We start from the raw sequence: 13326 nt of genomic DNA on the forward strand, positions 1-13326 counted from the left end.
GCAGGGGGGACCCTGTGGGAGAGTAGGACGCCGCCGAACAATTTTTCAGAGAAGCCCCTCCCGGGGATACCGGGAGGGGCTTCTCGCATTTCCGGCGAGGTTTGTTTGCCGGCGTCGGTGAATTCCGGAGAGTTCTAGAGAGCGAGCTTGAAGCCGAGGTGGGACGCTACGAAACCGAGGCGCTCGTAGAAGCGGTGGGCGTCGGTCCGGGTGGCGTCCGAAGTGAGCTGGACCAGATCGGCGCCGAGCTCGCGGGAGCGTTGGACGGCCCACTGGATCAGCTCGGTGCCGAGGCCGCTGCCGCGTTCGCCGGCGGAGATGCGGACCGCCTCGATGATGGTGCGGGTGGCTCCGCGCCGGGAAAGGCCAGGGATGAGGGTGAGCTGGAGGGTACCGACGACCTGGCCCTGGCGTTCGGCGACGATCAGGTGCTGGTTGGGGTCGGTGGCGAGGCGGGCGAACGCGGCCTGATAGGGGGTCAGGTCGTCGGGGGATTCCCGACCGGCGCCGAGCGGGTCGTCGGCAAGCATCGCGACGATGGCGGGGAGGTCGTCGAGGACGGCCGGACGGATGTTCAGGTCGGTCATGTCAGGGGACCTTAGCCGAGACCTCCCAGTGGCCTCTGGACGGCCCCCGGCGGCCGATGACGGCCGCTGGAGGGCCTGGTGGCCGACGGTGCGTCAGTCACCCGGAGCGGCGGTGGTGATGACCGCGAAGGCGGCTCCGTGGGGGTCGGTCAGCTGGGCGAAGCGGCCGACACCGTGGGCCTCCTCGGCGGGAGCGCGGACGGTGGCTCCGAGTCGCTGTGCTCCGGCGATCGCGGCATCGGTGTCCGGAACCTCGAAGTAGGGGAGCCATTGCGAACCGAGGCCGGTCGCCGCCTGGTCGGCGAGGAGCTGGATGATGCCGCCCTGTCCGCTGTCGGTGCCGCCGCCGTCCGGGGTGACCACGGTGTAGGTGGTGTCGCCGAACGGGACGTCCTGCTCCTGCCAGCCGAAGACGGAGCGGTAGAAGCGCTTGGCGGCGGCCGGATCGGTACTCAGCAGCTCGGTCCAGCAGAGAGCGCCGGGGACGGTGACCGCGCCGAGGCCGCTGGTGCCGAGCGGCTGCCGGGCGGCGAACCGAGCTCCGGTCGGGTCGGTGAGACCGGACGTCCTGCCGTGGGTGAAGACGTCGACCGGGCCGAAGCGTACGGAACCACCGGCCTGCCGGGCCCGGTCGGTGGTGGCGTCGATGTCCCCGGTGGCGAAGTGGACCGTCCAGGCGGGGGCGGCGCCTTCCTCGGTCGGCGGGCCGAGGCCGCCGACCGTCCGGTCGCCGAGTCGGAAGAGACCGTGGTTGCCGGCCTCGGGGCCGAGAGAGTCGAAGGTCCAGCCGAAGAGGGCGCAGTAGAAGGACCGGGCAGCGTCCGGTTCGGGGCTGCCGAGGTCGAGCCAGACGGGGGAGCCGGGGACGAAGTCGGTGGTGAGCATGGCGCTGATCCTTCGACTGACGCGGGTGTGCCCCCCTCAGGCATCCTCGGCCCTGCCCCGGGCACCCACAACCGGGGTCTCGGGCCGGGGCACCGCGGACGAGGAGGCGCAGGAGGGCAACGGTTCCCGCGTTGTCGGTGCAGGGAGGTACGGTGCGTAGCGGACGGTCACAGGTACCGGAGCGAAGAGAGGGCCTCGTGGAGACGCAGCAGCGGTCGGCCCGGCAGTCAGGCGGGGCCCAGCCCACCCAGGGGCAGCCCCAGCAGCGCCAGTTGGCCGAGGTCGAGGGCGTGCTGGAGCGGATCACGTACGCCAACGAGGAGACCGGTTACACGGTCGCCCGGGTGGACACGGGGCGCGGGGCGCACGATCTGCTCACCGTGGTCGGGGCGTTGCTCGGTGCGCAGCCGGGGGAGTCGCTGCGGCTGTTCGGCCGGTGGGGTTCGCATCCGCAGTACGGCAAGCAGTTCACGGTGGAGAACTACACGACCGTGCTGCCGGCGACGGTGCAGGGGATTCAGCGGTATCTCGGCTCGGGGCTGATCAAGGGGATCGGGCCGCGGTTCGCGGAGCGCATCGTGGAGCGCTTCGGGGTGGACACCCTGGACGTGATCGAGCAGGAGCCGGAGCGGCTGATCGAGGTGCCGGGGCTCGGTCCGAAGCGGACGAAGATGATCGCTGCGGCCTGGGAGGAGCAGAAGGCCATCAAGGAGGTGATGGTCTTCCTCCAGGGGGTCGGGGTCTCGACGTCCCTCGCGGTGCGGATCTACAAGAAGTACGGGGACAGTTCTATCGGGGTGGTGAAGAACGAGCCGTACCGGCTGGCGGCCGATGTGTGGGGCATCGGGTTTCTGACGGCGGACCGGATCGCGCAGGCGGTCGGTATCCCGCACGACAGTCCTGAGCGGGTCAAGGCCGGTCTGCAGTACGCGCTTTCGCAGAGCAGCGACCAGGGGCACTGCTATCTGCCGGAGGAGCGGCTGATCGCCGACGGGGTGAAGCTCCTTCAGGTGGATGTCGGTCTGGTGATCGACTGCCTGGCCGAGTTGGTGGCCGAGGAGGGGGTGGTCCGTGAGCCGGTGCCGGGGGAGGCGGGTGAGCCCGTCACGGCGGTCTATCTGGTGCCGTTCCACCGGGCGGAGATCTCGCTGGCCAACCAGTTGATCCGGCTGTTGCGGTCGGAGGCGGACCGGATGCCGGCCTTCTCGAACCGGGACGGCGCGGAGATCGACTGGGCGGCTGCGCTCGGTTGGCTGGCCAAGCGTACGGGGGCCGAACTCGCCCCGGAGCAGCGGGAGTCGGTGAAGTTGGCGCTGACCGAGAAGGTGGCGGTGCTGACGGGTGGTCCCGGGTGCGGCAAGTCGTTCACGGTGAAGTCGATCGTGACGCTGGCGCTGGCCAAGCGGGCGAAGGTGGTGCTGGCGGCGCCGACGGGCAGGGCGGCGAAGCGGCTGTCGGAGCTGACGGGGGTGGAGGCGTCGACTGTGCACCGGCTGCTGGAGTTGCGGCCGGGTGGGGATGCCGCGTACGACCGGGACCGGCCGCTGGATGCGGATCTGGTGGTGGTGGACGAGGCCTCGATGCTGGATCTGATCCTCGCGAACAAGCTGGTGAAGGCGGTTGCGCCGGGGGCGCATCTGCTGTTCGTGGGGGATGTGGACCAGTTGCCCTCGGTGGGGGCCGGTGAGGTGCTCCGGGACATGCTGGCGGCGGAGAGTCCGATCCCCTCGGTCCGGCTGACCAGGATCTTCCGGCAGGCTCAGCAGTCCGGGGTGGTGACGAACGCGCACCGGATCAACGAGGGTCTGCCGCCCGTGACGGAGGGGTTGACGGACTTCTTCCTGTTCGTGGAGGAGGACGCGGAGCGGGCGGCGGGGCTGACGGTGGACGTGGTGGCGCGGCGGATCCCGCAGAAGTTCGGGCTGGACGCGCGCCGTGACGTCCAGGTGCTGGCCCCGATGCACCGGGGTCCGGCGGGCGCGGGGAATCTGAACACGCTGTTGCAGGCGGCGGTCACGCCGGCGCGCGAGGGCCTGCCCGAGCGCCGGTTCGGCGGCCGGACCTTCCGGGTAGGTGACAAGGTCACACAGATCCGGAACAACTACGAGAAGGGCCGGAACGGCGTCTTCAACGGCACGGTCGGGGTGGTGACTTCGCTCAGTGCCGAGGAGCAGCGACTGACGGTGCTCACCGACGAGGACGAGGAGGTGCCGTACGACTTCGACGAGTTGGATGAACTTGCGCATGCCTATGCGATGACCATCCATCGCTCGCAGGGCAGTGAGTATCCGGCGGTGGTGATTCCCGTCACGACCTCGGCCTGGACGATGCTGCAGCGAAACCTGCTGTACACCGCTGTGACGCGGGCGAAGAAACTGGTGGTGCTGGTCGGATCACGGAGAGCGATCGGCCAGGCTGTTCGGGCGGTCAGTGCAGGTCGGAGGCATTCTGCGCTTGATCATCGACTGGCTGCTGGATGATCATCCAGGGTGCCGGCCGCTCCGGCGTTGTCTTGACGTAAAGAGATTTAAGGCAGAGCCTACTCTTTGTGCCGATCTTGTCCGGTCCATACCGGCTACGGCGACAGCTTTTGTAGGACTGGGCCCTTTTCGGCCCACCCCGGGTGAGCGACTGTCCCTCGGATGGGGGATCGTAGAGTCAGTCAGGACACCCAGGGATTCATTTCGTCGGTGAGGAAGACGTGAGCGACAAATCGGTAGTACTGCGGTACCAGGGCGGCGAGTACGAGTACCCCGTCGTCGAGAGCACTGCGGGCAACGCCGGCTTCGACATCTCGAAGCTGCTTCCGCAGACCGGCCTGGTCACCCTGGACAACGGCTTCGGCAACACCGCCGCCTACAAGTCCGCGATTACCTTCGTGGACGGTGACAACGGCATCCTGCGCTACCGCGGCTACCCGATCGAGCAGCTGGCCGAGCAGGGCAGTTTCATCGAGACCGCGTACCTCCTGATCAACGGCGAGCTGCCCAACGCCGACCAGCTGGAGGAGTTCAACGCCGAGATCACCCAGCACACCCTGCTGCACGAGGACGTCAAGCGCTTCTTCGGCGGCTTCCCGCGGGACGCCCACCCGATGGCGATGCTGTCCTCGGTGGTCGGTGCCCTGTCCACGTTCTACCAGGACAGCCACAACCCCTTCGACGCCGCTCAGCGCCACCTGTCGACGGTCCGCCTGCTGGCCAAGCTGCCGACGATCGCGGCCTACGCGTACAAGAAGTCGGTCGGCCAGCCGTTCGTCTACCCGCGCAACGACCTGAGCTACGTCGAGAACTTCCTCCGGATGACCTTCGCCGTCCCCGCCGAGGACTACGAGATCAACCCGGTCATCGTCAACGCGCTGGACAAGCTGCTGATCCTGCACGCGGACCACGAGCAGAACTGCTCGACCTCCACGGTCCGCCTGGTGGGCTCCAGCCACGCCAACCAGTTCGCCTCTATCTCGGCCGGTATCTCGGCGCTCTGGGGCCCGCTGCACGGTGGCGCCAACCAGGCCGTGCTGGAGATGCTGGAGCAGATCCAGAAGGACGGCGGCGACGTCGACAGCTTCATCCGCAAGGTGAAGAACCGCGAGGACGGCGTGAAGCTCATGGGCTTCGGTCACCGCGTGTACAAGGCCTTCGACCCGCGCGCCGCGCAGGTCAAGATCCTGGCGCACGAGGTCCTCGGCCAGCTCGGCAAGTCCGACGAGCTGCTGGAGATCGCGCTCAAGCTGGAAGAGCACGCGCTCAACGACGACTTCTTCATCTCGCGCAAGCTCTACCCGAACGTGGACTTCTACACCGGCCTGATCTACCGCGCGATGGGCTTCCCGACCAGCATGTTCACCGTGCTGTTCGCGCTCGGTCGCCTGCCGGGCTGGATCGCCCACTGGCACGAGATGATCAACGACCCGGGCAGCCGCATCGGCCGTCCGCGCCAGATCTACACCGGCGTGGAGATCCGCGACTACGTCGCCCTCGACGGACGCTGACGCAGGACCTGCGAAGGGCCCGGCTGCTGTTGCAGCCGGGCCCTTCGACGTAACGGCGCACGACGCCCGAGGGCGGCCGAATCAGGAACGGCCGCTCAAAGCGTTCCTGGCCCGCCGCACCCCGGCGTCGTGCGCGAGGACCACCGAACCGGTCGGCAGTCGTCCCGGGGCCCGCCGGAGCCCCGTCGGCGACAGTGATGCTCTGCGGTGACGTGATGCCGTTCGCCACGCCACCGCCCACCAAAAGCTGCCGCACTACAAAAGGTAAGACGTATCAGGGGGCGCAAAGTTACGCCGAGGGGGTGTGAGTTGCCTCTCTCCACGCTCCGTGTGCACCCGGTACCCCGCCCATATCACACGATCTGCGGCCGGTGACATCACCCTCCCCGCAGACGCGGCAACCCAGCGTGATAGGAATCGTGCCAATCCGGTACGGACCGACCGTGCTCTTCGTGGCAGCGGCGGCGGGGCAGGGAGGGAGTGCGCAGATGGCCAGAAATGTCGTCGTCACGGGTGGCGGCACGGGTATCGGGTACGAGGTGGCCCGGCGCTTCGCCGATGCGGGCGAGCAGGTCGTGATCGTCGGCCGCCGGCGGGCGGTGCTGGAACGGGCCGCCCTCGACCTGGGCGCCAATGTCACACCGCTGGTCTGCGACCTGGCCGACCCCGATGCGGTGGAGGCCTCGCTGGCCGGACTGCCGGAGGAGATCGACGTCCTGGTCAACAACGCGGGCAGCCGGGAGACCGTGATCGGCGCCGGTCCGCACGCGGTACTGGCCCGCTGGCGCGGCGACTTCGAGCGCAATGTGCTGACCGTCGTGATGCTCACCGAGTCCATCCGGGACCGCCTCACCCAGGGCACCGGCCGGGTGGTCACGGTCAGCTCGATCGCCGCCCTGCGCGGGGCCGGCTCGTACGGGGCCGCAAAGGCCTCGCTGCACGCCTGGAACCACTTCCTGGCCGCCCAGCTCGGCCCCTCCGGCATCACCGCCAACATCGTGGCACCCGGCACCGTCTCGGGCACCGAGTTCTTCGGCCCCCGGCTGGACGAGGCCGAGGTGTCCCGGCGCGCCGCGCGTACCCTGCTCGGCCGGGTCGGCGAGACCGGGGAGGTCGCGGCGGCGGTCTACTTCCTGGCCTCGCCGGAGGCCGGGTTCATCACCGGTGAGATCCTGCACTGCAACGGCGGCGAGCTGCTCGGGCGTTGAGCACTCCGCGGCAACCGTGCGCGATCGGGCAGGCACCTGACACCCTGCCCGATCGCGCCACCGGTCAGGCCGCGTCGAAGCGCTTCAGGCGGAGGCTGTTGGTGACCACGAAGACCGAGGAGAAGGCCATCGCGGCACCCGCCACCATCGGGTTGAGCAGCCCTGCCGCGGCCAGCGGGATCGCCGCGACGTTGTAGGCGAAGGCCCAGAAGAGGTTGCCCTTGATGGTGGCCAGGGTCCGCCGGGCCAGGCGGATGGCATCGGCGGCCGAGCGCAGGTCGCCGCGGACCAGGGTCAGATCGCTCGCCTCGATCGCGGCGTCCGTCCCGGTGCCCATGGCCAGGCCCAGGTCGGCCTGGGCAAGTGCGGCGGCGTCGTTCACGCCGTCGCCGACCATCGCCACCGAGCGGCCCTCGGCCTGCAACCGCTTGACGGCGGCCACCTTGTCCTCGGGCAGTACCTCGGCTATCACGTCCTCGGCCGCGATGCCGACCTCGGCCGCCACCGCCTCGGCCACCGCGCGGTTGTCACCGGTGAGCAGCACCGGGCGCAGCCCCAGTGCGCGCAGCTCGCGGACGGCCTCGGCGCTGGTGGGTTTGACGGTGTCGGCGACCTCGAAAACCGCCCGGACGGCGCCGTCCCAGCCGACCGCGACGGCGGTCCGTCCGGCGGCCTCGGCGGCCGACTTGGCGGTGGCCAGCGCGGGCGGCAGGTGCTGGGCCCGGTCGGCCAGCAGGACCTCGCGTCCGGCGACCACCGCATGGCCCTCGACCACGCCCTGCACGCCCCGCCCGGGCACGTTCTCGAAGCTCTCGACGGTGGGCAGTTCGCCGATCTGCTCGGCCGCGGCCTGAGCGATGGCCTGTGCGACGGGGTGCTCGGAGGCGTGCTCCAGGGCGCCGGCCAGGCGCAGTGCCTGGGTCTTCGAGACGCCCTCGGCGGTGTGGACGGCGGTGAGCGCCATCCGTCCGGTGGTCACGGTGCCGGTCTTGTCCAGCACGATGGTGTCCACGGCGCGGGTGGTCTCCAGGACCTCGGGGCCCTTGATCAGGATGCCCAGCTGGGCGCCGCGGCCGGTGCCGACCATCAGGGCGGTCGGGGTGGCCAGGCCGAGGGCGCACGGGCAGGCGATGATCAGCACGGCGACGGCGGCGGTGAACGCCTCGGTGGGGCTGTCGGAGATCAGCAGCCAGGCGACCAGGGTGCCGAGGGCGATCAGGATGACCACCGGGACGAACACTGCGGAGATCCGGTCGGCGAGCCGCTGGGCGGCGGCCTTGCCGTTCTGGGCGTCCTCGACCAGCTTGGTCATCCGGGCCAACTGGGTGCCGGCGCCGACCCGGGTGGCCTCGACGACCAGGCGGCCGCCCGCGTTGACCGTGGCGCCGGTCACCGGGTCGCCGACGGAGACCTCGACGGGTACGGACTCGCCGGTGAGCATTGAGGCGTCCACGGCGGAGGCGCCCTCGACCACCACCCCGTCGGTGGCGATCTTCTCGCCGGGCCGCACCACGAAGCGCATGCCGACGGTGAGCCGGGAGATCGGCAGCCGTACCTCGCGGTCGGCCTGGAGGACCGCGACGTCCTTGGCACCGAGGTCCAGCAGAGCGTGCAGCGCCGCGCCCGCGCGGCTCTTGGAGCGGGCCTCCAGCCAGCGGCCGAGCAGGATCAGGGTGGTGACCCCGGCGGCGGCCTCCAGGTAGAGCGAGGAGGCGGCGTCGCCCCCGCCGACCGAGAGGGAGAACTCGTGGCGCATCCCGGTCATACCGGCGTGGCCGAAGAACAGTGCCCACACCGACCAGCCGAAGGCGGCCAGGGTGCCCAGCGAGACCAGGGTGTCCATGGTGGCCGCGCCGTGCTTCAGGTTGGTCCAGGCGGCGCGGTGGAAGGGCAGGCCGCCGTGGACGACGACCGGGCCGGTGAGGGCGAAGGCCAGCCACTGCCAGTTGTCGAACTGGAGGTCGGGGATCATGGAGAGCAGCACCACCGGGACGGAGAGCGCGATGCTGATCAGCACGCGCTCCCACAGCGGGTCCGGCGCGGGGGCGGGGGCCTCCTCGGGGGCCGTCTCGCCGGGGGCCGTCTCGCCGGGAGCCGTCTCGTCGGCGGGCGGGGCGGGCAGCTCGGCCGTGTAGCCGGTCTGCTCGATCCTTGCGATGAGGTCGGCCACGCTCACCTCGGGTGCGAAGTCCACCCGGGCCTTCTCGGTGGCGAGGTTGACGGTTGCCTCGACCCCGTCCATCCGGTTGAGCTTCTTCTCGATCCGGGCCGCGCACGAGGCGCAGGTCATCCCGCCGATGGAGAGTTCCACCCGGTCGCGGACGGCCCCGGAGTCCATGCCCGGGGTAGTGGTGCTCATGCTCGGTGCTCCTTGGTGACCTCGGTGACCTCGGTGCGAGCGTACGGGGGCGCGTCGGGGCGCGCCCCCGTACGGTGGTTCAGGCGGCAGGGCCGACCAGTTCGTATCCGGCCTCGTCGATGGCGGCGCGGACGGCGGCCTCGTCCAGCGGGCTCCGGGAGGAGATCGTCACGGTGCCGGCCTTGGCGTCGGCCGCTACGTCGAGGACGCCGGGGAGGGTGGAGACCTCCTCGCTGACCGACTTCTCGCAGTGGCCGCAGCTCATGCCGCTGACGGTGTAGGTGATGGTGCTGGACATCGGTGCCTCCGGGTTGCGTTCCCGCCCGGGCGCGGGGCTCGGGCGCGGTCGGTCCACTAGCTTCTGTCTGCTGCACAACAGAATACCCCCCAGGGGTATTTCCTGGGATGGGCGGCGAATGTGGCGTAGGTCGCAGCTCGCACTGTTCGACCGCGAGCCGAGGGTAGCCGCGCGGCTACCGGGGGCCGATCTGCCGTCCGGTGGGGCGTGTCTGCCTGATGCGGTTGTCGGTGCAGTCGTCGTAACGGCGCGGCGGGTGGTTCCGGGACTTCCCCGGAACCACCCGTTGGGTCGATCAAGGCGGTGTCAGGTCGCTGCACCGGCTTCGGCCGGCGCCGCATCGGGATCTCTGCGGTGACCCCGGTGGGCCGGGGCCGCGTTCTCCCCGGGGTGTAACGATCTGGACAAATCGGACGAATTGCGGGTAATTGGCAAGCACCGTATTCGGCCGATTCCTCCGATATGTTCGAGATGTGCTCCACAGTCGCCGTGCCCAGTCACCCGCGAAGCCCCGACCCACCGGGCTGCCGCGGGGCAGGCGGAGGAGCGCGCTGCTCGCCGCCGACCTGCAGGACCTGTCCTTCATGCGTCGGGCCACCCCGGCGCTGCTGGCGATCCTGGCGGTCTCGGCGGCCGACTACTCCTCCGGACAAGACCGCTATCTGGCACCGCTGATGGTGGTGGTGCCCTCGATCGCGGCCCTCACGCTGCGGCCCGCCGAGCTGCTGCTGGTCTGCTTCCTGGGCTTCGTCGCGCTGCTCGGCCTGAGCCACTACGACAGAATGGACAATCTGCACGACGGGCGCTTCCTGTTCGGGGCGCTCCTGAGCTATGTGGCGCTGGCGGTCTTCAGCGCCTGGGTGGCCGGACTGCGGATGAGACGGGCAGCCGCGTACGCCGCGGTCAGTTCGGTGGCGGAGGCTGCCCAGCGGGCGTTGCTCAGCCTCCCCGGGCCGTCCGTCGGGCCGCTGCGCCTGGCCGTGCGGTACGTCTCGGCGGCGGACGCGGCGCGGATCGGCGGTGACCTGTACTCGGTGCTGGACACCCCGCACGGCACCCGGGTGCTGGTCGGCGACGTCCGGGGCAAGGGTCTGGGGGCCGTACGGACCGCCGCCGTGGTGCTCGGCGCCTTCCGCGAGGCGGCGTACGACGAGAACGGGTTGTCGGCGGTGGCCGCCCGGATCGAGGCCAGCGTGGAACGGCACGTGCCCGACGGGGAGTTCACCACCGCGCTGTTCGCCGAGTTCAGCCGGCCCGGGGCGATGGAACTGCTGCACTACGGGCATGTGCCGCCGATCCGGGTGGAACGTGACGGGACGGTGACGGTGCTGGAAGCCGTCGATCCCTGGGTGCCGCTCGGCCTCGGCAAGCTGGCCAAGGGATCGCCGAACAGTGTCACCTTGCCGTTCGGGGCCGACGACGTGCTGGTGCTCTGCACGGACGGGGTGGTGGAGGCCAAGCACCACCGCTCGGGCGAGTTCTATCCGCTGGCCGAGCGGGTCGGCCCGCTGGTACGGGACGCGGCCCGCTCGTCGGCGGAGCTGGAGACCGCTGTCGGGCGGATCTACGCGGACCTGCTGGTGCACACCGGAGGGGACCTCGGGGACGATGCGCTGCTGTTGCTGATCAGCCGGACGGACCGGGACCGGGACCGGCTGCGGAACGGCTGAGCTGCAGAACGGCTCACCGGGGCGGCCGTGCCGGGGTCAGGCCGTGCGGGCGGACTGGGCGAGGGCCCGGAAGATCAAGGCCGTCGAGGTGGCGCCCGGGTCCTGGTGGCCGATGCTGCGCGGGCCCAGGTAGGAGGCGCGACCCTTGCGGGCCTGGAGCGGGACGGTGTCGCGCGCGCCCTGGTCCGCGGCCTCGGCGGCCGCCTCGGCTGCGGCGGAGAGACCTTGGGACACAGCCTGCTCGAAGGCGGCGAGGGCCGGCGCCCAGGCGTCCACGATGGTCTTGTCGCCTGGCGCGGCCCCGCCCAACTGCTGGATCGCCAGAAGGCCCTCCGCCAGGGCGGTGGCCAGCGCGGCGGTCGTCGCCTTCTCCTCGGGCAGCGCCTTGCCCATGGCCCGGAACGCGCTGCCGTACAGCGGACCCGAGGCGCCGCCGACCTTGGAGATGAGGGTGGCCCCGGTCTTGGCCAGGACCGCCCCCACTGCGGTGGGCTCCGGGCTGTCCAGAGCCGTCATCACGGCGTTGAAGCCCCGGCGCAGGTTGCTGCCGTGGTCGCTGTCGCCGATCGCCGAGTCCAGCTCGGTGAGCTGCGCCTCCTGCCGTTCGACGGCTGCGGCGATCTCCCGGACCCAGGCGAGGGCCAGCTCGGTGTCCACTACGGGTGCTCCTCATGACGGTCTTGGCCGGCTCTGAAGGGCCGGTCTTGGATGGGGCCGGTCTTGGATGGGGCCGGTCTTGGAACGTGACGTGACGGGGCAGGGCCGGGTCAGGACCAGGTCAGGGCCGTTGTCGCCACCGGGGCGTCCCACAGTTCGAGCAGTTCGGCGTCGGCCTTGGTCAAGGTCAGCGAGAAACCGGCCATGTCCAGACTGGTGACGTAGTTGCCGACCAGGTTGCGGGCGATCCTGATGCCGCGCTCGGCGAGCCGGGCCTGCACCTCGCCGTAGACCACGTACAGCTCCAGCAGCGGGGTGCCGCCCAGACCGTTGACCAGGGCGATCACCTCGTCGCCCGCCGCCAGGTCGTGGTCGGCGAGGATGGTGTCCACCACCTCGGCGGCCAGTTCGTTGGCCGGGCGGAGCCGCTCGCGGCGGCGGCCGGGCTCACCGTGGATGCCGACGCCGACCTCGATCTCGTCCTCCGGCAGATCGAAGCCGGGCTTGCCTGCCGCCGGTACGGTCGCCGCGGTGAGCGCGATGGCGAAGGAGCGGGAGGCGGCGTTGACCCGCTGGGCGACGGCGGCCACCTCGTCCAGTGCTGCGCCGCGCTCGGCCAGTGCACCGGCGATCTTCTCCACCATGACGGTCGCCCCGGTTCCCCGGCGGCCCGCCGTCCAGGTCGAGTCCTCCACCGCGACATCGTCGTTGACCAGGACGGTACGGACCTCGATGCCCTCCTCGACGGCCAACTCGGCGGCGAGCTGGAAGTTCATCACGTCGCCGGTGTAGTTCTTCACGATCAGGACGACGCCCGCACCGCTGTGCACCGCCTGGGCAGCGGTGAGCATCTGGTCGGGCACCGGGGAGGTGAACACCTCGCCCGGGCAGGCCGCGTCGAGCATGCCGGGACCCACGAAGCCGGCGTGCAGCGGCTCATGACCGGAGCCGCCGCCCGAGATCAGCGCGACCTTGGGACGCTCGGGGCGGACCGCTCTGGCGATCACCCTGTTGGGGATGTCCACCGCCAACTCCGGGTGGGCAGCCGCGAATCCGGTCAGCGCGTCCGTCAGGACGGTCTCCGGCGAGTTGATCAGCTTCTTCAAGGCACGCTCCCTCGGCAGATCTTGATAGCGACGTTACGCCAGCAGGGACGGGTTCGGCATGGGATACGACACGCCGCGTCTCGAACTGGTCCTCGACCGGGGGGTGGTGGAGCGGGCTAGGGTCGAGGCATGGGCAAGCACGTGGGCATCGTTCTCGTCTCGCACAGCCCCGCCATGGCGGCCGGGCTGCGCGAGCTCCTCACCGAACTCGGTTCCGACACCGTCCCGGTGGCACTCGCCGCGGGGACCGAGGACGGCGGTCTCGGCACCAGCTACGACCTGATCGTCCGGGCCGTCGCGGAGGCGGACGGCGGTGCGGGCGTCGTCGTCCTGCCGGACCTCGGTAGCTCGGTGATGACCGCCCGGACCGCCCTGGAAGATCATCCGAGGTCCGGGGCGGTGCTGGTGGACGCGCCGTTCGTGGAGGGCGCGGTGGCAGCCGTGGTCACCGCCTCGGCCGGGGCGGCACTGGCCGAGGTGGTCGGGGCGGCGGAAGAGGCACGAGGCTTCCGGAAGTTCTGATCAACCCGCACCCCTGAGGGTTCATCCCCGCCTCTCGCAAGGG

Annotated in this window: 11 protein-coding genes; 5 read left to right on the forward strand and 6 right to left on the reverse strand. The window is 70.5% G+C overall.

Going from position 1 to position 13326, the window contains the following annotated elements; translation table 11 throughout:
* Positions 1-134 precede the first annotated feature (134 nt).
* Together P3T39_RS23650 and P3T39_RS23655 are read right to left on the reverse strand one after the other, a co-directional pair.
* Positions 135-587 (reverse strand): GNAT family N-acetyltransferase, encoded by a 453-nt coding sequence (locus P3T39_RS23650; protein ID WP_280700748.1) that lies wholly within the window; start codon positions 585-587, stop codon positions 135-137.
* Between the two features lie 93 nt (positions 588-680).
* The gene (locus P3T39_RS23655; RefSeq protein WP_280700750.1) at positions 681-1472 is read right to left on the reverse strand and encodes a VOC family protein; all 792 of its coding nucleotides are present in this window, start codon (positions 1470-1472) and stop codon (positions 681-683) included.
* Between the two features lie 272 nt (positions 1473-1744).
* On the opposite strand from P3T39_RS23655, the gene P3T39_RS23660 reads away from it, so the two are divergent.
* The 3 genes from P3T39_RS23660 (at position 1745) to P3T39_RS23670 (ending at position 6671) form a co-directional block, all read left to right on the forward strand.
* A complete protein-coding gene (locus P3T39_RS23660) occupies positions 1745-3952 on the forward strand; it encodes an ATP-dependent RecD-like DNA helicase (protein ID WP_280700891.1) in 2208 nt (735 codons plus the stop codon).
* Between the two features lie 221 nt (positions 3953-4173).
* Positions 4174-5463, forward strand: coding sequence for a citrate synthase (locus tag P3T39_RS23665; protein WP_280700752.1), 1290 nt, complete (start codon positions 4174-4176; stop codon positions 5461-5463).
* A 488-nt stretch (positions 5464-5951) separates the two neighbouring features.
* A complete protein-coding gene (locus P3T39_RS23670) occupies positions 5952-6671 on the forward strand; it encodes an SDR family oxidoreductase (protein ID WP_280700754.1) in 720 nt (239 codons plus the stop codon).
* Between the two features lie 64 nt (positions 6672-6735).
* Here P3T39_RS23670 and P3T39_RS23675 read toward each other — a convergent pair whose 3' ends face one another.
* Together P3T39_RS23675 and P3T39_RS23680 are read right to left on the reverse strand one after the other, a co-directional pair.
* Positions 6736-9030, reverse strand: coding sequence for a heavy metal translocating P-type ATPase (locus P3T39_RS23675; RefSeq protein ID WP_280700756.1), 2295 nt, complete (start codon positions 9028-9030; stop codon positions 6736-6738).
* 79 nt (positions 9031-9109) lie between these two features.
* The gene (locus tag P3T39_RS23680) at positions 9110-9328 is read right to left on the reverse strand and encodes a heavy-metal-associated domain-containing protein (RefSeq protein WP_280700758.1); all 219 of its coding nucleotides are present in this window, start codon (positions 9326-9328) and stop codon (positions 9110-9112) included.
* A 473-nt stretch (positions 9329-9801) separates the two neighbouring features.
* On the opposite strand from P3T39_RS23680, the gene P3T39_RS23685 reads away from it, so the two are divergent.
* A complete protein-coding gene (locus tag P3T39_RS23685) occupies positions 9802-10998 on the forward strand; it encodes a PP2C family protein-serine/threonine phosphatase (protein WP_280700760.1) in 1197 nt (398 codons plus the stop codon).
* Positions 10999-11034: 36 nt separating this feature from the next.
* Here P3T39_RS23685 and dhaL read toward each other — a convergent pair whose 3' ends face one another.
* Both dhaL and dhaK read right to left on the reverse strand, forming a co-directional pair.
* Positions 11035-11655 (reverse strand): dihydroxyacetone kinase subunit DhaL, encoded by a 621-nt coding sequence (dhaL, locus tag P3T39_RS23690; RefSeq protein ID WP_280700761.1) that lies wholly within the window; start codon positions 11653-11655, stop codon positions 11035-11037.
* 110 nt (positions 11656-11765) lie between these two features.
* The gene (gene dhaK, locus P3T39_RS23695; RefSeq protein ID WP_280700762.1) at positions 11766-12761 is read right to left on the reverse strand and encodes a dihydroxyacetone kinase subunit DhaK; all 996 of its coding nucleotides are present in this window, start codon (positions 12759-12761) and stop codon (positions 11766-11768) included.
* A 129-nt stretch (positions 12762-12890) separates the two neighbouring features.
* Here dhaK and dhaM point away from each other — a divergent pair, with 129 nt between their 5' ends.
* Positions 12891-13283, forward strand: coding sequence for a dihydroxyacetone kinase phosphoryl donor subunit DhaM (dhaM, locus tag P3T39_RS23700; RefSeq protein ID WP_280700764.1), 393 nt, complete (start codon positions 12891-12893; stop codon positions 13281-13283).
* The last annotated feature ends 43 nt before the right edge of the window (positions 13284-13326 follow it).

Source organism: Kitasatospora sp. GP82, from assembly GCF_029892105.1.
Lineage (GTDB): Bacteria > Actinomycetota > Actinomycetes > Streptomycetales > Streptomycetaceae > Kitasatospora.